This window comes from Costertonia aggregata (genome assembly GCF_013402795.1).
GTDB classification, from domain to species: Bacteria; Bacteroidota; Bacteroidia; order Flavobacteriales; family Flavobacteriaceae; genus Costertonia; species Costertonia aggregata.
Genome location: NZ_CP058595.1, coordinates 173112 through 199422 on the forward strand (window position 1 = coordinate 173112; position 26311 = coordinate 199422).

At 39.2% G+C, this 26311-nt stretch carries 21 protein-coding genes; 15 read left to right on the forward strand and 6 right to left on the reverse strand.

Annotated features, from left to right (window positions below; all coding sequences use genetic code 11):
• Positions 1-44: 44 nt before the first annotated feature.
• The 5 genes from HYG79_RS00845 to HYG79_RS00865 are packed head-to-tail and all read left to right on the forward strand — an operon-like array spanning position 45 to position 6364.
• On the forward strand, positions 45-500 hold the full coding sequence (locus HYG79_RS00845; protein WP_179240289.1) for a MarR family winged helix-turn-helix transcriptional regulator: 456 nt from the start codon (positions 45-47) through the stop codon (positions 498-500).
• Between the two features lie 15 nt (positions 501-515).
• Complete coding sequence (locus HYG79_RS00850; RefSeq protein ID WP_179240290.1) at positions 516-2921, forward strand: 3-hydroxyacyl-CoA dehydrogenase/enoyl-CoA hydratase family protein; 2406 nt, start codon at positions 516-518, stop codon at positions 2919-2921.
• 3 nt (positions 2922-2924) lie between these two features.
• A complete protein-coding gene (locus tag HYG79_RS00855; protein WP_179240291.1) occupies positions 2925-4115 on the forward strand; it encodes an acetyl-CoA C-acyltransferase in 1191 nt (396 codons plus the stop codon).
• A 36-nt stretch (positions 4116-4151) separates the two neighbouring features.
• Positions 4152-4511, forward strand: a complete 360-nt coding sequence (locus HYG79_RS00860; RefSeq protein ID WP_179240292.1) for a four helix bundle protein — start codon at positions 4152-4154, stop codon at positions 4509-4511.
• Between the two features lie 38 nt (positions 4512-4549).
• Positions 4550-6364, forward strand: a complete 1815-nt coding sequence (locus tag HYG79_RS00865) for an acyl-CoA dehydrogenase family protein (protein ID WP_179240293.1) — start codon at positions 4550-4552, stop codon at positions 6362-6364.
• A 138-nt stretch (positions 6365-6502) separates the two neighbouring features.
• Here HYG79_RS00865 and HYG79_RS00870 read toward each other — a convergent pair whose 3' ends face one another.
• Entirely contained in the window at positions 6503-7609 is a 1107-nt protein-coding gene (locus HYG79_RS00870; RefSeq protein WP_179240294.1) for a pyridoxal phosphate-dependent aminotransferase, read from the reverse strand.
• Between the two features lie 81 nt (positions 7610-7690).
• Between HYG79_RS00870 and HYG79_RS00875 the strand changes: the two genes are divergently transcribed.
• Entirely contained in the window at positions 7691-9121 is a 1431-nt protein-coding gene (locus tag HYG79_RS00875; protein WP_179240295.1) for a pyridoxal phosphate-dependent decarboxylase family protein, read from the forward strand.
• 132 nt (positions 9122-9253) lie between these two features.
• Here HYG79_RS00875 and HYG79_RS00880 read toward each other — a convergent pair whose 3' ends face one another.
• The 5 genes from HYG79_RS00880 to HYG79_RS00900 form a co-directional block, all read right to left on the reverse strand.
• Positions 9254-10105 carry a hypothetical protein gene (locus HYG79_RS00880; RefSeq protein ID WP_179240296.1) on the reverse strand — a complete coding sequence of 284 codons (852 nt, stop codon included), beginning with the start codon at positions 10103-10105 and terminating at the stop codon, positions 9254-9256.
• Positions 10106-10195: 90 nt separating this feature from the next.
• Positions 10196-11317: a hypothetical protein gene (locus tag HYG79_RS00885; protein ID WP_179240297.1), complete on the reverse strand. Its 1122-nt coding sequence runs from the start codon at positions 11315-11317 to the stop codon at positions 10196-10198.
• Positions 11318-11355: 38 nt separating this feature from the next.
• A complete protein-coding gene (locus HYG79_RS00890; protein WP_179240298.1) occupies positions 11356-12036 on the reverse strand; it encodes a hypothetical protein in 681 nt (226 codons plus the stop codon).
• Positions 12023-12583, reverse strand: coding sequence for an RNA polymerase sigma factor (locus HYG79_RS00895; protein ID WP_179240299.1), 561 nt, complete (start codon positions 12581-12583; stop codon positions 12023-12025). Before HYG79_RS00895 ends, HYG79_RS00890 begins: the two co-directional genes overlap by 14 nt.
• Before the next feature lie 317 nt (positions 12584-12900).
• Positions 12901-14700, reverse strand: coding sequence for a glycoside hydrolase family 15 protein (locus HYG79_RS00900; protein WP_179240300.1), 1800 nt, complete (start codon positions 14698-14700; stop codon positions 12901-12903).
• 102 nt (positions 14701-14802) lie between these two features.
• On the opposite strand from HYG79_RS00900, the gene HYG79_RS00905 reads away from it, so the two are divergent.
• From HYG79_RS00905 to HYG79_RS00945, 9 genes are all read left to right on the forward strand, one after another.
• On the forward strand, positions 14803-17007 hold the full coding sequence (locus HYG79_RS00905; protein ID WP_179240301.1) for a bifunctional alpha,alpha-trehalose-phosphate synthase (UDP-forming)/trehalose-phosphatase: 2205 nt from the start codon (positions 14803-14805) through the stop codon (positions 17005-17007).
• Positions 17008-17023: 16 nt separating this feature from the next.
• Positions 17024-18208, forward strand: a complete 1185-nt coding sequence (locus HYG79_RS00910) for a nuclear transport factor 2 family protein (protein WP_179240302.1) — start codon at positions 17024-17026, stop codon at positions 18206-18208.
• Between the two features lie 2 nt (positions 18209-18210).
• A complete protein-coding gene (locus HYG79_RS00915; RefSeq protein ID WP_179240303.1) occupies positions 18211-19377 on the forward strand; it encodes an MFS transporter in 1167 nt (388 codons plus the stop codon).
• A gap of 20 nt (positions 19378-19397) precedes the next feature.
• Entirely contained in the window at positions 19398-20021 is a 624-nt protein-coding gene (locus HYG79_RS00920; protein WP_179240304.1) for a TMEM175 family protein, read from the forward strand.
• Between the two features lies 1 nt (position 20022).
• A complete protein-coding gene (locus HYG79_RS00925) occupies positions 20023-21357 on the forward strand; it encodes a M28 family metallopeptidase (RefSeq protein ID WP_179240305.1) in 1335 nt (444 codons plus the stop codon).
• Between the two features lie 51 nt (positions 21358-21408).
• Entirely contained in the window at positions 21409-23058 is a 1650-nt protein-coding gene (locus tag HYG79_RS00930) for a M1 family metallopeptidase (protein WP_179240306.1), read from the forward strand.
• A gap of 57 nt (positions 23059-23115) precedes the next feature.
• Positions 23116-23796 (forward strand): hypothetical protein, encoded by a 681-nt coding sequence (locus tag HYG79_RS00935; protein WP_179240307.1) that lies wholly within the window; start codon positions 23116-23118, stop codon positions 23794-23796.
• A gap of 199 nt (positions 23797-23995) precedes the next feature.
• A complete protein-coding gene (locus tag HYG79_RS00940) occupies positions 23996-24814 on the forward strand; it encodes a LytTR family DNA-binding domain-containing protein (protein ID WP_179240308.1) in 819 nt (272 codons plus the stop codon).
• Between the two features lie 219 nt (positions 24815-25033).
• Entirely contained in the window at positions 25034-26248 is a 1215-nt protein-coding gene (locus HYG79_RS00945; protein ID WP_179240309.1) for a TraB/GumN family protein, read from the forward strand.
• The last annotated feature ends 63 nt before the right edge of the window (positions 26249-26311 follow it).

A 26311-nucleotide genomic window follows, 5' to 3' on the forward strand; every position in this document is an offset into this window, starting at 1 on the left:
ACGCATAATAAATTTTTAATATATTTGATTGCAATTAAGATCCTATGAAGGAAATTACGATTGATTATGCTCTTCGTGCCACTTGGCAAGCAGTAGCTCGTATGTATAATGAAGAAGCTAAACAATTTGAGACCACCATGGCCGTAGGCTTTACCTTATTGAGCATAGATCCAAAAACTGGTACACCATCTACCGCTTTAGGACCTAAAATGGGCATGGAAGCTACGAGCCTTTCCAGGATTTTAAAAAGTATGGAAGAAAAAGGTTTGATTGAAAGGCGACCTAATCCCTCAGATGGCAGAGGCGTGTTGATTCATTTGACCAATTTTGGCCTCGAAAAAAGAAAAGACTCCAAAGATGTGGTGTTGCGCTTTAACGAGGTTATCAAAAAACATGTTCCAGAGGAGAAATTAAATCATTTTTTTGAGGTGACAGAGACTATCAATAAGCTTATATCCGATAAAAAAGTATATATAAAAGACATATCAAATCATTCATAATAGCAGTTTACCATAATGAACAAGCATATTAAAAAAGTAGCGGTAATCGGTTCAGGTATCATGGGTAGCGGTATCGCATGCCATTTTGCCAACATTGGCGTAGAGGTACTACTCTTGGATATTGTTCCCAGAGAACTTACCGATAAAGAAAAAGCCAAAGGCCTATCTTTAGATGACACTATTGTAAGAAATAGGTTGGTAAACGATTCGTTGGCCACAGCATTAAAATCGAAACCCTCACCAATTTACCACCAGAAATTCGCCGACAGAATTACAACGGGTAATTTGGAAGACGATACAGTAAAGGTTTCTGAAGTTGATTGGATAATCGAGGTTGTCGTTGAACGCTTGGACATTAAACAAAAAGTGTTTGAAAATCTTGAAAAACATAGAACACCGGGAACTTTGATTACTTCTAATACATCAGGGATTCCTATAAAATTCATGTCCGAAGGGCGAAGCGATGATTTCCAAAAGCATTTCTGTGGTACGCATTTCTTCAATCCAGCACGTTATTTAAAACTTTTTGAAATTATTCCAGGCCCAAAAACCTCATCAGAAGTACTGGATTTTCTAAACGGGTATGGGGAGCAGTTTCTTGGAAAAACTTCAGTAGTTGCCAAAGATACTCCTGCTTTCATCGGAAACCGTATCGGTATATTCAGTATTCAGAGCCTTTTTCATATGGTCAAGGAAATGGGGATGACCGTTGAAGAAGTTGATAAATTGACAGGTCCCGTTATCGGTCGGCCAAAATCGGCCACTTTTAGAACGGTCGATGTAGTTGGGTTGGATACCTTGGTGCATGTAGCCAATGGTATTGCGGAAAATTGTAAGGATGATGAGCGTCATGCCTTGTTTTCGTTACCGGATTTTATTTCCACCATGATGGAAAATAAGTGGCTGGGAAGCAAAACCGGGCAAGGCTTCTACAAAAAATCCAAAGACGCCAAAGGCAAAACCGAAATCTTGACGCTGGACTTGGATACCATGGAGTATCGGTCAAAAAAGAGTGCGAAGTTCGCCACTTTGGAATTGACGAAGACCATAGATAAAGTAGTGGATAGATTTTCTGTTTTAACGGGAGGAAAAGACAAAGCTGGAGAATTTTATAGAAAGAGCTTTGGTCAGTTATTCGCTTACGTATCGCATCGAATTCCTGAAATCACTGACGAATTATATAAGATTGATGACGCTATGAAAGCCGGTTTTGGCTGGGAGCATGGCCCGTTTCAGATTTGGGATGCCGTAGGATTGGATAAAGGTCTGGAATTTATAGCTGCTGAAAATCAAGAAGCGGCCTCTTGGGTGGCGGATATGAAAGCAGCTGGAATCGATTCCTTCTATAGTGTAAAGGACGGTGCGACCTATTTCTATGATATTCCAAAGAAAGAAATGGTAAAGATTCCTGGACAGGACGCCTTCATCATTTTGGACAATATTAGAAAATCAAAAGAAGTCTTTAAAAATAGCGGTGTTGTTGTAGAGGATTTAGGCGATGGAATCCTAAATGTGGAATTCCAATCCAAAATGAATACGATTGGCGGGGATGTCTTGGCCGGATTGAACAAAGCCATTGATCTGGCAGAAAAAGATTTTCAAGGACTGGTCGTAGGAAATCAAGCAGCCAACTTCTCCGTAGGAGCAAATATCGGGATGATATTCATGATGGCGGTGGAGCAAGAATACGATGAGTTGAACATGGCCATTAAAATGTTTCAGGATACTATGATGCGTATGCGATATTCGGCCATACCCACGGTATCGGCTCCACATGGCATGACACTCGGAGGTGGCTGCGAACTTTCGCTACATGCTGATAAAGTAGTCGCTGCTGCGGAAACTTACATTGGTTTGGTAGAATTTGGTGTCGGGGTAATTCCTGGCGGTGGCGGTTCCAAAGAATTTGCCTTAAGGGCCCAAGATTCCTTTAGAAAAGGTGATGTAGAATTGAACGTTTTGCAAGAATATTTCTTGACCATCGGGATGGCAAAGGTTTCCACATCGGCCTATGAAGCCTATGATTTAGGCATTCTGCAACATGGAAAGGATGTTGTAGTCGTAAATAAAGACCGTCAAATAGCAACAGCCAAAGCCCATGCGAAATTAATGGCGGAAGCCGGATATACGCAACCTGTAAAACGAAAGGATATCAAAGTTCTAGGGAAGCAGGCACTTGGAATGTTCTTGGTAGGCACCGATTCTATGGAAGCAAGTCACTACATTAGTGAGCACGACAAGAAAATTGCCAATAAATTGGCATATGTCATGGCTGGTGGGGATTTATCCGAACCAACATTGGTCAATGAACAATATTTGTTGGATCTGGAACGCGAAGCTTTTTTATCACTTTGTACCGAAAGAAAAACATTGGAGCGTATTCAGCACATGTTGAAAACGGGAAAACCTTTAAGAAATTAGAAAATGAGAACTGCATACATAGTAAAAGGCTATAGAACAGCCGTAGGAAAAGCACCTAAAGGAGTTTTTCGTTTTAAGCGAACAGATGAATTGGCCGCGGAGACCATCGAATATATGATGAAGGAGCTCCCAAATTTCGATAAAAAACGAATTGACGATGTTATTGTGGGGAATGCCATGCCAGAAGGTTCTCAAGGACTGAATATGGCCCGATTGATTTCATTGATGGGATTGGATATCGTTGATGTACCTGGAGTAACCGTAAACCGATTTTGCTCCTCGGGAATTGAAACTATAGGAATTGCTACGGCCAAGATTCAAGCTGGAATGGCAGATTGTATTATTGCCGGCGGAGCGGAAAGCATGAGTTCTGTTCCGATGACGGGATACAAGACCGAACTCAACTACGATTTGGTAAGTGAAGGTCATGAGGACTATTACTGGGGCATGGGAAATACGGCAGAAGCAGTTGCCAATGAATATAAAGTTTCTAGGGAAGACCAAGACGAATTTGCATATAATTCGCACATGAAAGCATTGAAAGCGCAAGCAGAAGATAGGTTTCAGGACCAAATTGCACCTATTGAAGTAGAGCAGACCTATATTGATGCCAATGGTAAAAAAGCAACCAAAAAATATACGGTGACCAAAGATGAAGGACCCAGAAAAGGTACTTCGGTAGAAGTGTTGAACAAATTGCGCCCTGTTTTTGCAGCGGGTGGAAGTGTTACAGCGGGGAATTCTTCTCAAATGAGCGATGGTGCTGCGTTTGTGATGGTAATGAGCGAAGAAATGGTCAAAGAATTGAATTTAGAACCCATTGCACGTTTAGTCAATTATGCCGCTGCCGGTGTACCCCCAAGAATTATGGGGATTGGTCCTGTGGCTGCCGTACCTAAGGCATTAAAACAAGCTGGATTAAAACAGGAAGATGTTGAGTTGATTGAATTGAACGAGGCCTTTGCTTCTCAATCCTTGGCCGTAATAAGAGAATTAGGGTTAAATCAAGACATTGTAAATGTAAACGGCGGAGCCATTGCCTTAGGTCATCCTTTGGGCTGTACAGGAGCTAAACTTTCCGTTCAATTATTTGATGAAATGCGAAAGCGTAACATGCAGGGTAAATATGGTATGGTTACCATGTGTGTAGGAACAGGACAGGGAGCTGCTGGAATTTATGAGTTTCTATCATAGAGGAAAGAAACAAGAGCAAAGAAGCAAGACTTGAAAATGGGACGTCATAATTTTAAAAAACTTAAGGTTTGGGAAGAAGGGATGAGCTTGGTTGATGAAACTTATAGGCTAATAGATGCTTTTCCCCGTTCTGAAAAATTTAATCTAGTGTCTCAACTTATGCGATGTTCTGTATCTATTCCTTCAAATATTGCCGAAGGTACCAGCAAAACAACTGATAAACATTTCAATAAATATATTGAGGATAGTTTAGGTTCCGCATTTGAATGGGAAACCCAACTTATAATAGCTAACAGACAAGGATACATCGAAAAAGAAAAGTTCAAATCCCTAGAAAATAAAATACAACAATTACAAAAAATGATTTCAGGATTTCAAGGTGGATTAAATAAATAATCTTGATTCTTGTCTCTTGATTCTTAAACCTCAAAAACATGAGCACAGAAACAATACAAAAAAACGACTTACTACGAGGAGGCCAATTCCTAGTCAAAGAAACCAATTGTGAAGACGTTTTCACTTTGGAAGATTTAAACGAAGAACAGCGCATGATGCGCGAGAGTACCAAAGAATTTGTAGATAGAGAACTTTGGGCACATTGGGAACGGTTTGAAAAGAAAGACTATGCCTACACTGAGGAAACCATGCGCAAGGCTGGTGAGCTTGGGCTCTTGAGCGTAGCGGTACCGGAATCTTACGGCGGTATGGGAATGGGATTTGTCTCCACTATGTTGGTCTGCGACTATATTTCTGGAGCAACAGGCTCTTTTAGTACAGCTTTTGGCGCTCATACCGGAATTGGGACCATGCCCATTACACTTTACGGCACCGAGGAACAAAAGCAAAAATATGTGCCAAAATTGGCTTCGGGCGAATGGTTTGGTGCCTATTGCTTGACAGAACCTGGGGCGGGTTCAGATGCAAATTCGGGAAAAACGAAAGCTGTATTGTCAGAAGACGGTACATATTACAGTATTACCGGGCAAAAAATGTGGATTTCCAATGCAGGCTTCTGTAACGTGTTCATAGTATTTGCACGAATTGAAGATGATAAAAACATTACCGGATTTATTGTTGAAAACGACCCTGAAAATGGAATTTCATTGGGCGATGAAGAGAAAAAATTAGGTATCCACTCCTCCTCTACCCGCCAAGTATTCTTCAACGATACCAAGGTACCCGTAGAAAATATGCTATCTGAAAGGGGCAACGGATTCAAAATAGCTATGAATGCTTTAAATGTAGGTCGTATCAAATTAGCGGCAGCTTGTTTGGAAGCGCAAAGAAGAGTGGTGAACGAGGCTGTAAAATATGCCAATGAGCGTGTTCAATTTAAGACCCCCATCATAAATTTTGGTGCCATTAAGGCTAAAATTGCAACGATGGCCACAAATGCATACGTTGGCGAGTCCGCTTGCTATAGAGCCGCAAAAAATATCGAAGATAGAATAGCCATTCGTGAATCGGAAGGCAATTCACACCAAGATGCAGAATTAAAAGGTGTTGAGGAATATGCCATAGAATGCTCCATACTCAAAGTCGCCGTTTCTGAGGATTGTCAAATAACTTCGGATGAAGGTATACAAATTTTCGGGGGTATGGGCTTTAGCGCAGATACCCCAATGGAATCTGCATGGAGGGATTCACGAATAGCTCGTATTTATGAAGGCACCAACGAAATCAATAGAATGTTGGCCGTGGGCATGTTGGTCAAAAAAGCCATGAAAGGTCATGTTGACCTATTAGGTCCGGCAACAGCGGTAGGAGAAGAATTAATGGGAATTCCTTCCTTTGACACTCCTGATTTTTCTAAACTGTTTGCAGAAGAAAAAGATTTGATCAAACGATTAAAGAAAGTGTTCTTAATGGTTGCCGGTTCCGCAGTGCAAAAGTTTGGCCCTGAACTGGAAAAGCACCAACAATTGATGCTTGCAGCATCTGACATTCTTATCGAAGTCTATATGGCCGAAAGTACTATCCTTAGAACAGAGAAAAATGCAAAACGTTTTGGTGAGGAAGCTCAAGCTACACAAATAGCGATGTCCAAGCTATATCTTTATGAGGCCGTGGAAATAGTAATGAAAAAAGGTAGGGAAGCCATAGTTTCCTTCGCCGAAGGAGATGAACAAAGAATGATGTTAATGGGACTAAAACGTTTTACAAAATACACCAATTACCCCAACATAGTGGCTTTACGTACACAAATTGCGGACAAAGTAGCTGTTGATAACGGGTACACCTTTGACTAATTCGGATTGAAAAAATTCGGTTTTAACACAGAAGGAAAAAACACTCATAAAAGAGTGGTTTTTTTATACCTGAAATACGTTTCAATTCAGCGTTCATTTTTTGAACCGTCAGAAAATAAAATAATTTCTAACAGTGTTTCAGCCTAGTGCTCTTATGAAATATTTCATTTCTTCCATAGTTCCAATTGATATTCTTGACCATTGACCATCTTCCTCATAAACTCGGGTTCCTGTTATGTTAGCTTTTTTAAGCTTATCAAAAAAATCATGTGTATAATCCGCCAAGGAAAAATAAATAAAATTGGTGTAAGAAGGGATGCATTTAATATTCAATTGTTCAAGTTGCTTGATAGTGTACGCTCTTGCCTTTTGATTCAACATACGGGTACGTTCCGTAAAATCAACATCATATAAGGTGGCTAAAGCAGCTGAGGATGATACCACACCTATACCTATACCCGACCAAGTTCTTAGTTTCTTAATCTTGCGCATTAAGTTTTCGTTTGCCAAGGCATAACCTACCCTAGCCCCTGCAAGTCCATATATTTTAGAAAACGTTTTGGTTATAATCAGGTTCTGATTTGAGGTCAACATATCACTCAAAGAATTTTGATCGGTAAATTCCAAATAAGCTTCGTCCAATAAAACCAATGTCTTTTCGGTCGCTTTTTTTACAAAAGACCTAAGCTCTGATTCGTCACATAAAGTTCCCGTTGGGTTATTGGGATTGCAAACATAAACCAACTGTGTGTTAGTATCTATGGCTGCGAACATGGCATCCAAATCATGTTGTTTATCCCGCGTTAGGGGAATAGAAATCTTGTTCAAGCCCAAAGCCTCAGCTGCCGACCCCCAATAATTAAAAGTGGGCTCAGCTGTTATGAAATTTCCTTTCTGTAGCGAAGCAAATTGCGCGACCAAATCCAATATCGCCGATGAACCTGGGGACATGAGGATATTGTTTTTAGATAGGCCATTTTTTTTGGCCAGACTTTCTGCCAGTTGCATGGTAATATTCATGCCATAGCGATTGTTTTTACTCAAACTTTCGAGTATTGCTTTTTTTGCCAATTCAGATGGCCCGTACGGGTTTTCATTGGACCCCAACAAAATAGGAACATTGTTATGGTTTTTGTATTCTGGTAAAATAGTTTCAGAACCATACCCATTCATACTCGCCAACCCAAAACCTGCAATACCTAGGCCAACTTGTTTTAACCAATTTCTTCTATCGTTTGTTTCCATTTTATTCCTATTTTGTGTGCTTAGTGGAGCTACTGTATACTTTTTCTTAAAAATACATAAAAAACACATAGTCAATAAAGTATGGATAAATCTATTCTTAAAAAGGCATATGCCACAGATGATTTTAGAAAACGTGGACATCAACTTGTTGACGAGCTGGCCGACCATTTAGAAGACAAGCTTCAAGAAAAGTCACGTAAAGCCATTCAGTGGAACGAACCGGATACTGAGCTTGAATTTTGGAACGATTTTCTTCAAAACGGAAACAAAAACACCTTGTTTTCGCAAATTACCCAGCGTACCACGTATGTGCACCACCCAAAATATATTGGACATCAAGTGAGTCCTACAGCTCCAATTACCGCTTTGACAGGGATGATCAGCGCTTTGCTGAACAACGGCATGGCAGTTTACGAAATGGGTATGGCACCTTCGGCAATTGAGAGAGTGATCACGGATTGGCTATGTGAAAAAATTGGTTTTGAAAAAAAATCCAGTGGCTTTTTGACATCAGGCGGAACATTGGCCAATTTAACGGCTCTTTTGAGCGCACGAAAAGCCATAATTGCAGATGATATTTGGAATGAAGGGCATTCTGAAAATCTCGGAATCATAGTTTCGGAAGAGGCCCATTACTGTGTTGATCGTGCCGCAAAAATTATGGGGTTGGGAGAAAAAGGAATTATTAAAATTCCTGCTACCGAAGGCTTTCAAATGAACACTTTGCTTTTAGAGGAGGCCTTTCAAAAGATCACCGACAAAGGAATAAAAATATTTGCCATTGTGGGAAGCGCACCATCGACCGCAACGGGAATCTATGATAATTTGACCGAGATAAACGATTTTGCCAAAAAAAAGGATTTATGGTTTCATGTAGATGGCGCCCACGGCGGAGCTGCTATTTTTTCCAAAAAACACAAGCATACCTTGGAAGGTATCGACAAAGCAGATTCTGTAGTTATAGACGGACACAAAATGATGATGATGCCCACTATAACCACTGCCCTGCTTTTTAAGGACGGTAAAAACGCTACAGCTACATTTAGTCAAAAAGCAGATTATCTGCTCACGCAATATGACCATGAAGATTGGTACAATTCTGGCAAGAAAACCTTCGAATGCACCAAAACCATGATGAGTATTCATTGGTACGCCATGCTCAAATTTTATGGTGAGGACATTTTTGAGGCGTACGTTACCCACCTTTATGACATGGGACATCTTTTTGGCAATATCGTTGAAAATGATCCGTATTTTGAAATAGCCACAAAACCGGTTTCCAATATTGTTTGTTTTCGATTTGTAAAGCCGACACTTGATATAGATACCGCAAATACCTTGAATGAAAAAATCCGTCGAATTTTACTGGAAGATGGGGAATACTATATCGTGCAGACCAAATTACGGGGAGTTCATTATTTGCGATGCACTATAATGAATCCGTTTACCACAGAAAAACATTTGAAATCGCTTTTAGAAAAAATAAAAAACATCGCCGATGGATTGATTTAAAAGCACATTTCAGACGTGCTTACCGTTAGAATACCATAGCTTACACCAAGATTATAGGCACTCCTATCACAAAATAGAAGGCGCGATTAACTACAGCCTGACCATGTCGTGTAAACAAATCAAAACTAGATTTTACTCGGTCAAAACATTGGAGGCGAACAATTGTTCCGTCAAATACCGCAAAGAAGATTTCCATTTACCACTGGTAGCTAGACGTTGTCCAGAATTTTTATTTAGAAATACGTTTTCGGAAAAATCTACTTCAAAGGTTTCCACATCATTATCTACCTGGTACAACCTTAGGTTTATCATACGCTCAAGTTGACTGTTGTCATTTGCGGCATCTGCCATAAAATCTGATGGTGTAGCACTATTTTTTTCATTTTCATCTATGGATAGATATAGGATAAATTCCGTTCCAAAAATCTTCCGTAATGCATCTGGGGAAGCTTGCCTGAGTTTGCTATAATTTACACCGGCGTTTACCAATTTTTCAATGGCTTTGTCCATTTCCAACACTTTTAAGCCTTTGGTTTTTGCTTTGCCCGATATTAAACCAACGGTATATTCAGTTGCATTGCTCGCCAAGGTTTTTTCATAAGATCCATTGCGTTTGAAGTCCAAAGGTACTATGGCCACCGAGTTTTCCTCATAACTGGGCAATACCGGAATCTCATTTTTTGGAGGTAAAGTATTCTCTACCGTTAAATTTTTGTTTGTCGATCCATCAGTACTCTTGGTACCACCAAAATTTTGTGTTCTTCCGCTGGCAAAGACTATTTTTTCAACTCCATCGGATTTTATCTCATTAATGACGGTTTCCCCGGGATAATTAAAGCTAATGACGTTTTCGGTCACTTTAGTCACCTTTACCTGCAGCAACTCACCGTTTGCGGTCATGATGATATCATTTTTTGAAGCGTTCTGCTGAGCGATTAAGGCACCACAAAACAATAAACTGAATATTACTATAATTTTTTTCATCTCATAAACATTTAAATTAGTTCAAATACACAAAAACAGATTTTTATCGGTTTTTAAATAACCTTTTGTTAAATTTTACTCAGAATATATTTACAGATCTAGCCGAATACCTACCGATACGAACTGTTCATCTTTTACGCCATTTTCAAAAATGGAATTCAAATCATACTTTCCGTAAAGCGAAAAAGCACCGATACCCACATAACCGCTTAGCCCATAAATTTGGTTGTTCACTTGATAATCATCTATGACCTCAGCAACGTAAAACCTGCGCTGACCTGCAATCGAAGTGTACTCCAACCGCTGACGGGTCCTTAAGTTAATGCCTACATAACCCCCAACACCTATTTTAAACTGGTTGCTAGACGAGTAGTACGTGTTTTTATGGTTACGTTTCTTTTTAGTAGGGCCAAACTCCAATTGTACCGGTACCACTAAATTGGTCATCACAAAATTGGATTCCCGTAACAACGAAGGAAACTCCTGTAGTGCCGTTTGATTATCGGTTACACCAAAAAATCTGTTGCCATTTGATTCAAGTTCGTTCCATTGTAAGGATAGGCCATATTTTAACCGTATACCATTTTTTTTAAAGAGTGGTGTTTTTAAGGCCAAACCTATTTCCAAAAAACGAGAGCTGTAAAATTCATAATCGAGCTCGTCTTCAATATCTTGCCAAGAGATACCGTCGCTTATGGTATTGTTAAGTCCGGTGGCGAAAACAAGGTCAAGGGTCGTTGGGTTTTTAACGATAACGTTCTGTTGATCTTGTTGTGTTTTTTGAACAGGTGAGGTATTGTTTGGAGTGTTCGTACTTATATTGGTAAGACTCATTTGAATTCCTTCATTTTCTTTACTGTATGTATCCACATCTAAAAAAATCTCAACATTATCTGACTTTTGGTTCTCTTCCGATTTTTCCAAAAAGGCAATCGTTTTCAATAACACCGATTTTCTATCTGTAATGCGCCTGCTGCGCTCTTGTGCAGCCTTTAATTTCAGATTATTGGCGGCTTCAACATCTAGCACCCCATTTTCCAAAAGGCTGTTTATATCCTCTACCTGTTTTCGTAACGCTTCCTTTTCTTCTTTTTCTATACTTTTAATCTGTTGCCGCAATAAAGAAATGGTCTGCTCCCTTTCATTTTGTTGGGCACTGCTTATTTGTGATATGAGCATAAAAAGCACAGCAAAAAATAGAATACGCATCATAATACCTTTTTTACATTACACGGTTATTTTTTCTAAAACTAATTAGCCATAACGGCTTTAAGTTTTGTGTAACCCTTTTTTATCTGTTTGTAAAAGTTACCTTTCTTTGAACGGTTTATCTCTTTCTCGGCATTTACGAGCATTCTTTCAACCTGTAATTGTTGAACTCTTAGAAGATTATCTTCCCGCTCGTTTAATTGTTTTGCCTTTAGCAATAAAGCATCCAATTCAACGTCTGTAACCTTTTCAGGACTTTTGAACTTGTCAAGTAGCGTCCCTTGTTTCTTCGTTTTTACAGTTAAACTACTGTTGTCATTATTGGTTTGAATACGTTCTTTACCAATAAAACGTTTCTTTTCAACAGGTTCAAATACTTGCTTTTTTATTGGGATTGAAATGGGTTTGTTTGCAGTGATGTCCTTTTTCATTTTATCATCCCTAATCGTACTAAGCAATTCGGTATCAGTAACGCCGACAGCCCCCTCAAAAACCATTGACACTGTTTTTCGGCTCTCCCAAATTTTATTATCCAAATACCCATGGCAAAGAAGCACCATACAAATAATCATGGCTATTTTGGTGTAAAAAGCTTTTTTGCGCCGTTTTTTCTTGAATGTTTCCATTTTCGCACAGAGTACATCCCAAGATTCTTTTTTCGGATCAAGCGTAAGCTTGTCAAAAGTTTTTTTAGCGTATGTATCCAAATTAGAGTGCTTCACTTTTTTTTCTTTGTAGTTCTAATTTCTTCCTGAGAATTTTTCGTGCTTTCGAAAGCTTTGATTTTGAAGTGTTTTCAGAAATCTGCATTACCTTGGCTATTTCAATATGTTTGTATCCCTCAACGGCATGGAGCATAAAAACAAATCGGTACCCCATGGGCAATTCATCAATTATCCGTAATAAATACTCGGCATCTGCCTTTAATGAGATATTGGGGCTACAAAAACTTTCACGATCAGCCAGGTTTTTATAAAACACCAATGGGCGGTTCTTTTTAATAAAGTTCAAGGCTTCATGTATCATTATACGCTTGACCCAACCTTCAAAACTACCCTTGCCCCTAAACGTATGTAATTGTAGAAATACTTTGTAAAAACCTTGTATCATTACATCTTCGGCATAATGCTTATCGCGTACATACCGCCTGCAGACCGCCAACATAATTGGTGCATATTTGTCATAGAGTCCCCGCTGTGCCGCTTTGTTGGCGGACAATGCCTTGCGAATGAGGATGGTCTCATCAGTATACAGGGGAATTACTTTCATTTTTTGTGTATATTATGACCAAAATAAATCTGTTGACCTATACTACTATGTAGACATTTTATAGCATCAAAAAGTTCCCCAAAGATTTGGATTTAATCAAATTTTAACATGTTTAACATTAAATATTGATCAGATTAACGTTTTAAGTGCGTAACCTGGTATTCGAGTCAAATTATGTTAGCCATTATTTTAAATCGATGTGTTTATAAGGAAGAGTAAAATAGTGTATGTAGAGTATTGAACACATAAAAAGCGATAGGTATACTCAACTACAAGAATTGGACCTATTTGCGTTATTTCCAAAATATAAGTGTATACTATCGCATGGACTCCAGCACCTTTTCCTCGGTTTCTTTTCTTGAGAAGTTTATGGCGCATTCAATTAATGCCAAATGGGAATAGGCCTGCGGAAAGTTCCCCAGCAGGCGCTTGGTCTTAAAATCGATATCCTCACTGAACAACCCAAGATGATTACTGTAGGAAAGTAACCTATCAAACTGTTTTGTTGCTTTTTCTTCCTCCCCTATTTTGAACAGGGCATTGATAAACCAAAAGGTACAGATGGTAAAAGATGATGAAGGTAGTCCAAAATCGTCTTCGTTCTTATAGCGATATAACAAACCGTCATTACTCAGTTCTTTTTCAATCGCTTTTACCGTGCTTACAAATTTTGGGTCCTTGGCGTGAATAAAACCATAGGACTCCATCAATAAAACGGAAGCGTCCAAATGTGGGGAGCTATACGATTGTGTAAAGGCATTGACTTTTGGGTTCCATGCATTTTCATGGATATCGTTCTTTATTTCCTGCTCCAACTGCGTCCATTTTTCCAATTTTCGGGTCTTATGAAGAATTCTCGCCACTTTGATGGCCCTATCTATCGCCACCCAACATAAGACTTTTGAGAAAGTAAAATGACGGTCCTCGCTCCTGAATTCCCATATTCCCTTATCGGCCTCTTTCCAGTGTTTGGCAACGATCCATACAATACCCTTGGTAATGCCCCAAAGCTCCTCACCATTTTCGATATCATTACTGTAGTGGGTAAGCTGTTCGCAGATAACATCCATCAAAATACCATAAATATCGTTCTGCTTTTGTTTGTAGGCGGCATTGCCGATGCGTACTGGACTTGAGCCCTTGTACCCTTTTAAATGCCCCAATGTTTGTTCGGTCAACTTTTTCTCTTTATTGATGCCGTACATGATCTGAAGTTTTTCGTCCTTGTCGGGAATAAGGTCTACAATAAACTGTAAATATCTTTTGGCCACGTTCCTATGCCCCAATTCCCCTATGACCTTAATGGCCATAGAAGCATCACGTATCCAACAAAAACGATAGTCCCAATTACGTACCTCCCCTATGGTCTCTGGCAAAGACGTAGTGGCCGCGGCCAATACGGCTCCTGTTTTATCGTAACTCAATAGTTTTAATGTGATGGCACTACGGCTGATTTGATTGTTGTACTTGTTGTAATTTGGGGTTTTACTGCTCCAGTTCAACCAGTACACCTTGGTACGCTCCAGCTCTGTATATATTTTGCGTACCGTGGGCTTGAATATTTTTTCGTTATAGCCCAAAAGAAAATAGCCATCGTTATCCAGTTCTATCTCACGGCCTTCCACTACGGCATTTTTGTTGAACGAGGTATATAAAAAACAAGTGTCGAATTTGTCGCCATGGGTAAGGCTTACGACAAAATTCTTTTTTACATAGGTCTCCGTCTTACTGGCCGCATATTCTAATTTTGGATTGTACAGTATTTTAAATTTGGGCTTTCCTGCGATGTATTTAAAATAACGAACCACTTCTGGCGGAGAATTATAACCACCACCCTCTTTACGGTAGCGGGGCATAAAATCCCTTATTTCGAACGCATTTTCCCCATCGGAAAAGTGGGTGATCAAAATGGCCGTATGTTTTTTGTAACGCTGCTTAATGGTATAGCTGTCATCGACCAAGACTTCAAAACTCCCCCCCTTTTTGTCGTCCAATAATTTTGCAAAGACCGAAGAAGAATCAAATTCGGGCAAACAACACCAATCCATTGCACCCGTTTTTGATATTAATGCCGCACTTCTGCAATTTCCTATAATTCCGTAATCTAAATTATCCATTCAATAAAAATCTTGATTCATTCGGGCGTTGAATTGTTATTGCCCTTCTTTTTCCCGAAATTGAGAGAAATTAAGTTTAAATCAAAACAAAACCCCTTATTTATGGGCAAAACTATCATAATCTCAAATAGACTACCTGTACAATTACAGATTAGCAACGAAAGCATTACCGCAATACCGAGTGTTGGTGGGCTAGCTACCGGTATGAAATCGGTACATTCTGGCGGAGATAGCCTTTGGATCGGTTGGAGCGGGCTGACCGATGAAGAGATACCCCAAGAGCTTGCTCCAAAGATAGATGAGGCCCTGGCCGAACATGGTTCTTCAAAGGTAAAACTGACTTCGGCAGAAGTAGATGGGTTTTATTATGGTTTTAGCAATCGTACCATTTGGCCTTTGTTCCATTATTTTTTAGAGTATTCGGAATTTGAACTGGCCAGCTGGGACATCTATAAAAAAGTAAATCAAAAATTCGCGGACGCCATTTTGGAAAAAGCGACAGATGACGATACCATATGGGTACACGATTACCAATTAATGTTGGTACCACAGATGGTACGGGAAAAACGGCCCGATATTTCCATTGGTTTCTTTCTGCACATCCCTTTCCCATCTTACGAAATTTTCCGTACTATGCCTTGGCGTAAAGAAGTGTTGTCTGGACTTTTAGGGGCGGACCTTATCGGGTTTCACACCTATGATTACGAGCGTCATTTTTTAAGTTCGGTACGTAGGCTGTTGGGGTTGGATGTAAGTTTTAATGACATATATCTAGACGATAGGACCATTAAGGTAGATTCTTTTCCCATGGGCATCGATTATAAAAAGTTCAGTGATGCCGCAAAGGAGCATGCCCAGCGTTCCGAAGAACAAAAATCCGAACTGCAGAAAAGATTGGATACACATAAAAAGTCCACACCCGATGCCAAGTTCTTTTTGTCCATTGATCGTTTGGACTATTCCAAGGGTATCGCCAAGCGATTAAATGCCTTCGAGTATTTCTTGAATAAATATCCGCAATACAAAGAGAAAGTACGTTTGATTATTTTGGCGGTGCCATCACGTTCCAATGTACCGCAATATCAATTGTTGAAAAAAGAAATCGATGAACTGGTGGGCCGTATCAATGGTGAGCTTTCTACCGTAAGCTGGACACCTATTTGGTATTTTTATAGATCCATGCCCTTTGAAAACCTTATAGATTTATACACTACCTGCGATATAGCTTGGCTAACGCCCATACGTGATGGTATGAATTTGGTCGCCAAAGAATATATTGCGACAAGAACGGATAAAACCGGTGTATTGATCTTGAGTGAAATGGCGGGCTCGGCCAATGAAATGAACGAATCCATACTTATAAATCCCAATAATTTTGAACAGATTGCCGACGCATTGAATCAGGCCATTACAATGCCCAAGGCTGAACAGCAAAACCGGAACAGCATTTTGCAAAAAAGACTGGAACGCTATAACGTTGAAAAATGGGCCAATGATTTTATGACTTCTTTGCGCAACCAAAAAGAAGGCAACACAACCTACGTATCAAGAAAGCTTTCGGTAGATTTAATGAATACCATTACCAAAGACTTTGGAAAATCAAATAAACGTTTATTGTTCATTGATTACGATGGTACTTTGGCCGGTTTTCACAACGACCCGCAAAAAGCGAGTCCCGATGCGGAATTGTACGAACTGTTGGATCAAATTTCCAATAGGGAGAATACCGATATGTACCTGATCAGCGGTAGGGACAAAGAAACCTTTACCAAATGGTTCTTACCCAAAAAATACAATATGATCGTGGAGCATGGCGTGTGGATTTCACAAAACGGCGAGGAGTTTCGTATGCTTGAAAATGTAAAGAAAGATTGGATGGAAAAAATTCATCCCGTGTTGGAGTCCTTTGTAGACCGTACACCAGGTAGTTTTATCGAAGAAAAAAATTATTCCCTCGCTTGGCATTATCGCAATACCGATCCCGATTTTGGGCAAAAAAGGGCCACAGAACTCAATACCGTGCTGACCAGCCTTATCGCCAATGACGATTTAAGTGTGTTGAACGGGAACAAGGTTATGGAAATTAAAAGCAGTAATGTGAACAAAGGACGGGCCGCCATGCGTATATATGCCGAGGACGCATATGATTTTGTATTTGCCATTGGTGATGACTGGACAGATGAGTTTATGTTTCAAGAATTGCCCGAAAGTGCGGTTACCATTAAAGTAGGCAGGCAAAAAACGCAGGCAAAATACTATGTGGACAGCATCAAAAACGTTCGTGACCTCTTAAAACGATTTACCTAATAACAACACATCGAATATGAAAAGACTGATTGCCCTATCCGCTTTTTTTGCATGCACCATACTTTTTGCCCAACCGGATACTGAAGTGTATACCTTTAACATCGAAACCGAAGACGGAAAAATAAAATTGACCAACCCTAGAAATATATCCAATAATCAAGGGTATGACAATCAACCCTCGTTTTATGATAACAACACCGTTTTATTTGCATCTACACGAGACGGACAGACCGATATCCTAAAATTCAACATTCAAGATGGCAGTACTACCTCTTGGATTACCGATACCCCTACAGGAAGTGAATATTCACCCTTGCGCATTCCCGAAAGCGAGGCGATATCGGCCATACGATTAGATTTAAACGGATTGCAGAGACTTTATGAATACGACATCACCAATGGCACATCCAAAGTATTATTGAAAAACGAAAAAATTGGATATCACGTATGGTATACTTCTGATATGTTGGTGGCAACAGTGCTCAAGGGAGACCGAATGGATTTGGTCACGCATTACATAGCGGATACTTGGCCCAAAACCGAGCAAAAGAACGTAGGAAGGTCTTTACAAAAAATACCCAATTCAAAACTTGTGAGCTATGTAAGCAAAGAGAATAACGATAATTGGGAATTGAAATCGTTGAATCCCATAACCGGAGCAACAAAAAGAATCATAAGCCTCGGCAAAATTGAAGATGTTTGCTGGCTACCCAACGGTACATTGATTGCCGGGCGTGGAAAAAATCTTTTAAAGTTCAATCCAAAAACAGATAAGGATTGGAGCCTCTTACAAAAATTTACGGACAAGAACATCAACAACATTACCCGATTGGCCGTTAATAAAGATGCCAGCCGATTAGCCTTTGTGGCGGAGACATCGCCCGAGAATATTGTTCAAGAACAATTGGATGCCTACAATGCAAGAAATATAGAGGCATTCTTGGGCACCTACACTCCTGACGTAGAGGTTTACGATTTTCCCAATACACTTAGATATAAGGGAATTCAAGAAATGCGAAAGCGTTATGCCGGTTTTTTTGATACCACTCCCGATTTAAACTGCGAAATCAAAAACCGAATCGTGATAGGCAATAAAGTGATTGATGAAGAATATATAACGGCAAACAAAAATAATTTTGGAGCCGTAGCCATTTATGAAGTAAAAAATGGTAAAATTGCCAAGGTCACTTTCGTAAGATAAGTTTGAAGCAAAAAAACCATATTCTTCCCATAATCATTCTATCGCAATTCGCCTGTACCTCGCCATGGTTTGCCGGAAACGCCATTATCGATGAACTTACCGTTAAAACAGGTCTGGGCATCGAGATTATGGCGTATGTACTCGCCTCCGTTCAACTAGGCTTTATAAGCGGCACCTTGGTATTCGCACTTTTTATGATTGCAGATCGCTTTTCCCCATCGGTAGTATTTATGATTTGTGCTATTTTGGCGGCACTCTGCAATCTTAGCCTGTTGTCAGAACATATCGGAAAATGGAGCTTACTTTTGGCCAGATTCGGCACAGGGTTCTTTTTGGCGGGAATTTATCCCGTGGGCATGAAAATCGCTGCGGATTATTATGAAAAAGGCCTGGGTAAAGCCTTGGGGTATTTGGTAGGTGCATTGGTCTTGGGAACAGCGTTTCCTTACCTCATTAACGGAACAGCATTTGGAAGAAATCCCGATATGGTCATAAAAATCACCACGGGATTTACGATAATGGGTGGTCTGCTAATGGTAGTGCTAGTACCCAACGGCCCATTTAGAAGACCTAGTACCAAACTCCAATTACAATCGGGACCAAAGCTTTTCAAAATTGTCAATTTCAGAAAGGCGGCCTTTGGATATTTTGGCCATATGTGGGAACTATATGCCTTTTGGGCATTTACCCCGTTGGCCATACAAACGTTCAATACCTTGACAGGAAACACTTTGGAGGTTTTTCTATGGACAGGTATAATCATTATGCTTGGGGGTATCTCATGTGCACTGGGCGGTATATTGTCCATACGTTTCGGTAGCTATACTGTGGCATTTGTGGCCTTATTGGCTTCTGGGTTTTTATGTTTGGTATCGCCTGTATTGTTCAGTTCGTATCCTGTGGTGTTCTTGGGCGTATGGTATGTTTGGGGCATGGCAGTGACCGCAGATTCTCCCCAGTTTTCCAATTTAGTGGCTAGCTCTGCACCAGCGGAATTAAAAGGAACAGGATTGACATTGGTCAACTGTATCGGTTTTGCCATAACCATAGGCAGTATTCAGCTGTTGTCCTTTCTTTCAAATGAGATAAGTCCCGAATATATTTTTATGGTTTTGGCCATAGGCCCACTATTTGGGGTTTGGCAGTTATCAAGTCGTAAAACCGATTAATTTTTAATACATTTAAAGTTGTGAAATATCTGCATAATATCAGTAGGATAGAAGCCTTTAGCGATGCCGTTTTTGCCTTTGCCGCTACTTTGTTGGTAGTATCGGTGGGAATGGAAGAAAGCAACTCGGTCATAAAGATAGATTGGTTGGCCTTTATAGGTTTTGGGGTCAGCTTTTTTGTATTGGTCGCGCTATGGTGGTTGCACTACAATTTTTTTAGGAGAACGCAATATGTAGATGGGGCAATAATAGCACTCAATGCCATACTTTTGTTCGTAGTGCTCTATTATGTTTTTCCGTTGAAATCGCTCATCAATTCAATGACTGGTCTCCAAAGGCTATCCATCAAGGAAATATCATCCTTGTTTCAGCTCTATAGCTTAGGCTTTTTTCTTATTTTTTTGTGTTTATCGCTTATGTACTACGTATCTTTTGTCAAAACCAAAAAAACCGATTTCAATACTGACTTACTTTTTTATGCCAGGCATTTCACCATATACATATTCGTATCGTTTGTATCGATTATCCTGGCAAAGACACAACTCGGCATTAAATGGGCTTTACCAGGTATGATTTACATGCTGTTGGGCCCTCTTTGCTATTTTCATGGTGCTTGGTTCAACAAAAATTATAATATAAATTAAGATGAAAAAACAATTACTCCTATTTTTATTGATCGTTATTAGTTCTATTTCTTTTGCCCAAACCGATCAGCGTATTTATGATATTATTGATGCGGTCTCGGCAGAACGCATAAAGACCGATGTTACCCAACTAGCCAATTTCGGCACACGCCATACGCTAAGTGATACCGTTTCACAAACTCGAGGGATTGGGGCCGCAAGACGATGGATCAAAAGTGAATTCGATAAAATTTCCAATGCTTGTGATAATTGTTTAGAGGTGTCTTTTCAGAAAGATCTTGTAAAAAAGGGAACCAATCCCCGCATCGTGAAAGATGTGTATGTAGTGAACGTGGTAGCCGTTCAAAAGGGCACAAAATACCCTAATCGATATATCATCATGAGCGGTGATATCGACTCCCGGGTAAGCGACCCCAACAATTTTACCGATGATTCCCCAGGCGCCAATGATAACGCAAGTGGTATGGCCGGCACCATTGAAGCTGCACGTGTACTTTCTAAATACAAGTTTGACAGTAGTATTATTTACTTGGGGCTTTCCGGCGAGGAACAAGGACTTTTTGGCGGTCAAGGCCTGGTAAAAAAAATGAAAGCGGATGGATGGGATATCATCGGTATTTTCAATAATGACATGATAGGAAATATAAAGGGGGTGGACGGTATTATCAGCAATACCGATTTTAGGATATTCTCCGAACCCATACCCGCTACCGAAACGGAACAACAAAGAAAGGCCAGGCGCTTTTACGGGGGCGAGGTAGACGGAATCTCCCGCCAATTGGCACGGTATGTGCATAAAACCACTAAAACCTATATGCCCGAAATGAATCCCATGATGATCTACAGGCTAGACCGTTTTGGTCGTGGCGGTCACCATAGGCCTTTCAACGATGCCGGCTATGCGGGAATACGCATTATGGAAGCGCACGAAAATTACACCCAACAACATCAGGATATTCGCGATGAAGACGGCATTGCCTATGGCGATGTTCTGGAGCACGTAAACTTTGCTTACGCCAAAAAATTAACGGCCGTGAATGCCATAAACATGGCCTCACTGGCGTGGGCACCGCCCGCACCGGAAAAAGTTGAGATAGGAGGCATTGTTGAACCTTCCGCAAAATTCAAATGGAGCAAGGTTGACGGTGCCGCAGGTTACAAAATATATTGGAGAGATACCACCTCGCCTACATGGGACAATAGTAGGTATGTAGGCGACGTAACTGAATTTACATTGCATGGCATCGTAATTGATAATTACTTTTTTGGAATTTCATCGGTAAGCGAAGATGGTTTCGAGAGCCCGGTGGTCTTCCCTAACGGTATATTTAGGTAACCCTATCCATACATTGACGTACCCACAATGAAGAATTCAAAAAAGCCTAATATGAACAAAACCATATTTTTTCTTAGCGCAATACTCTGTTTTTCTGTTGCTTCACAGGCACAATTACTGCAAGAAAAACAACAATTCACAAAACAGGATACGCTACGTGGCAGTATTACTCCCGAACGTGCCTGGTGGGACCTTAATTACTATAATCTGAATATTAAGGTGCAGCCGGACAAAAAGTTTCTGGCAGGGTACAACATCATACGATACAAGGTTTTGGAAGAACACGATGTTATTCAAATCGATTTACAGGAACCATTGAAAATTACGGCCGTGTCACAAGACCAACAAGCATTGGATTTTGAATCGGTCGGTGCGGCCCATTTCATACGCTTAAAAAAGAAACAGGTGCCGGGCGAATACAACGAGCTGTATGTTCAATATTCCGGTCACCCCAAAGAAGCGGTTCGCGCACCTTGGGATGGGGGTTTTTCTTGGAAAAAAGACAACAACGGCAAGCATTTTGTCGCAACGTCCTGCCAAGGTCTGGGCGCTAGTGTCTGGTGGCCCAACAAGGACCATATGTACGATGAAGTGGATAGTATGCGAATAGCCATAGATGTACCCAAAGACCTTATGGCAGTGTCCAACGGGCGATTGCGAAGTGTTTACGATTATGAGTATGGCGATTTTAAGAACTATGAGTGGTTCGTATCCAACCCCATCAATAATTATGGTGTTAACGTAAATATTGGGGACTATGTGTATTTTGGGGAAAAGTACGAAGGTGAAAAAGGTACCTTGGATATGGAGTATTATGTGTTGAAGGACAATTTGGAAAAAGCCAAAAAACATTTTACCGATGCCCCAAAAATGATGAAGGCCTTTGAACATTGGTTTGGCCCCTACCCCTTTTATGAGGATAGCTTTAAACTGGTAGAAGTGCCGTATCTGGGTATGGAACATCAAAGCTCTATCACCTATGGCAATAAATACAAACAGGGCTATTTGGGTCGTGATTTGTCGGGAACCGGTTGGGGCCTAAAGTTTGACTTTATCATTATACACGAAGCGGGGCACGAATGGTTCGCCAATAACATTACCTATAAGGATATTGCGGATATGTGGATTCACGAAGGGTTTACGGCCTATTCCGAAAATCTGTTCTTGGACTATTATTACGGTAAGGAAGCCTCGGCCGAATACGTTATCGGTACCCGTGCCAATATCCAAAACGACAGACCCATTATTGGGCGGTATGACGTAAACCACGAAGGTAGCGGCGATATGTACTACAAGGGCGCCAACATGTTACATACCATTCGCCAATTGGTAAACGATGATGAAAAATGGCGTGACATCTTAAGGGGATTGAACAAAGAATTCTATCACCAGACCGTCACCACAAAGCAAATAGAAAATTACCTTTCCGAAAAGTCGGGGATAGATTTATCCAAAGTATTTGACCAATACTTACGCACTACAATGATTCCTGTTTTGGAATATAAACTATCACCGGGAAAATTGGAATACCGCTATACCAATGTCGTAAAGGATTTTAGCATGCCTATACAACTATTGATTGATGGGGAAGCACATGACATACACCCAACCACTGAATGGAATACCAGTACACTTATTACCAAAACACCTAAGCTGCTAGAAATAGACGCTGATTATTATATTGAATCTATACGGTTATAAGGGGAATATAGTTACTGGTAACTATATACAATTGTTGGCTGTAATTTAAAAAAATTAGTGATTGAAAAAACAGACATTGAGGAATTGGTGCTAGAAAACAAAAAAAGCACACTTGGAACCCATTTCAATGATGCGTTCTTTTACAACACTTTAAAGTATAGTGGAGAAATACGGAAAAGTGAAATTCTTCTATGGACTTCATCTTATTGGCTAAGAGGCGGATATCCCATTTTTCACTTAAAGTTCGATTCCGAAAATCGACTTAAAGGAATTTCTAAGGAATTAAATCCGTTTGGAAAATTTATCAACCTATTAACGTTCGTTGCGCTTGGACTTTTTGCCATTCTTCCCCTATTTGGAAATGAACTAAAAGAAGGACTCGCTCTTTCACTATTCATTTTGGTAACAGCACTTTTTTTGTTTCTTATTATGCGAAAAGCAACAATTCACGAGAAAAAAATAATGACCGAGGAATTAAAAGTGGCCATTGAAAATATTGAAAGAAAAAAATATCCTGAAAAATTCAAAAACCTGCCAAGACAAGAAATACCAAAAGAAAATGAGTGGACTCTAAAGAAAATTTTAACCCGAATTATATTTTATCCTGTTTGTATTGTAATTATTTATTTCTGCCTGACCGAAATATTGCCGAATGGAAAAGCGATTCACGGACTTTTCGGAATTGGAGTTTGTGGAGCATATTTAGTCGCTGACATTTTGAATATTTTAAAAAAATAAAAACCACAGCCAACACGGTGTACAATTAATTGCTTGGCAATTGCCTACTTGAAAAACTCGATGCAGATTTTCGCTGGGTATATAACGTAAAAATTAAGTGCTAAAACATGCAAATACCCGTAGCCAATAATATATATAGTAATAACGTGTTGTTATAATCTAAGATACTTAAATTAAGCTTTTTTAGACGCAAAAAATAATGATCTCATTTAACAAAACAATTTCCTATACTAAAAATTGGAAACATACTTTTTTGATTGCACTAGTGTTAGGTGCATTGGTTCCAATCTTGTTAATGACCTTGGAACCCTTTGATAATAGTAATATTTTCGCATACAAATATTTAATTATTTCGGGTTATGCACCTTGTATAATAATTCCGGTATTACTCGTTCATCCGCTTGAAAATTACTTTTACAAAATTCAAACCAACCGTTGGTATATCGTAAATGAGTTTTTTTACATTATAGCGACACTATTCGTAATATTCCTTTTCACTTTTTTTTATCATTTTTACGTAGTTAGCGGTTTGACTTCGTTTACTTATAAATCAATATTTGATTTTGTCAAATCATTTGGGTTACCATTTACACCCATAGCAGTTCCTTTATGGTTGTACTTACGCTCTAAATATGGGTTGATAGAGATTCCATTGTACGATAAGAGCGGTACTAAAAAAACGAATGCCATAACAATTGTTGGGAACAATAAATCTGAAACCTTAACCATTTCTGAAGCAGATTTTATTTTTGCAAAAGCACAGCAAAATTACGTAGACGTTTACTACAATACTGAAAATGGTATGCAACAAGAAACATTTCGTAGTACACTATCAAATATTATGAAACAATTACCAAAAGCTTGGCAAGTACACCGTTCTTATCTGGTAAATCTAGATTATCTCAAATCTGTAGAAGGAAATGCTAGAAAGCGTTATATAAAAATCTCTCCAACAGAAGAAACTATCCCAATCTCCCAAGTTTACTATAAAGCCTTAAGTAAACTACCTCAGTGCTAGCACACTAGCCATTAATGCGAAACGGAATTTTAATTTTTGGGCAAGCCCAGGGGTGTTATACTCTTTGGCGGTGCCAATAAAAGGCTTTCAAATTCGTCCCTACATCGTCAAAATCAGCCCAAAAAATTCAATTTCAACCCAAAAACTTCAGGCTGGTCACACTCCTTTTTTGCTCTTGTTTTTTTGTATTCTCTTTGTTGAGAACTTAAAAACAAACAAATGAAAACTTGTAACATTTTTATCTTGATAATTTTAATAACACTGCTTACATGTTGTTCTTCAAGCAAATATGTAAATTATTTAAAAGAACATACAGAAGTAGTTAAAATGGCAGATTCGCTTCAGTTTAATTCATTAGATAATACTTTTTATAAAAACAAACTCTTTCTAGTTGGTGAAGTACATGAAGTTGAAACATCCCCAAGAATAGACTTTGCACTATTTACGCAACTCAACGAAAAAATAAAAGTTGATATTTATTTAGCCGAAATGGATGTCGCTCAAGGCTATTATTTACAAGAATATATAAATGGGTCTAATTCAATTACACTTAAAAATATACTGAAAAAATGGCCCGTATATATAGGAAGTGTATCAGAGCAATACAGAAATAAATGGTTGAAAATGAGAACATACCACACCCAACTTCCTAAGAGCTCAAAATTTAAGCTTGTTGGCATTGATAGGATTGCAGACTTTGAACTCATCCGAAGATTATTAAAAGAAAAACTTCCGGAGAAATATCATAAAGGGATTCATAGTGAGCAGAACTCCTTAATAATATGGTCTAAAGAGAGACTCAATAGCATTATAGAAAAAGAGAAACAACGTTTTGATAGCAACACTTTAAATTTATTAAACAACATAGAGTATAATCTCTCTAATTATAAAAAAATAAGAAATAGGGATACATTTATGTATCAAAACTTTAAACGATTGTATGCACAAGACCAATGGGAAAATAAGAATATTTACGGCGGTTTTGGTTTTTCTCACACCCTACAGGCGTATGATAACACTTTTGCAGGACTAGTAAAAAAAGATACTACATTATTATACACTAATAAAATGGTTAGTTTAAACACCCTGTATGTAGACTCAAAACTAACGGTAGATAGTAAATCGTTGCCAAAGTTTATGCAAGACAAGGGCAAAGCGTTTACGAGATTTAAGTACTCACAGGACAATAGGCTGTTTATGTACATAAAAGGCATAGCAGATTATAAAAAGGTATCAAAACCTAATACCATAAGTTTAATTAATTTGAGTGCCAAGGGTTCTCCTTACTTAAATTCTACAAGAGGAACTAAAGTGAAAAAACTGATAACTATTTGGGAGGCTTATGATATCTTAGATGATACATCTACTACAGACTATGCCCAATATATATTATTAGTTCGAAATGCAGACTGGATTCGACCGGATGAAAAATAATCACACCTATATTTTATACAATAAAAGACGTTTGAAAGTAGGATTTTAAGTTTGGTTTCTCAA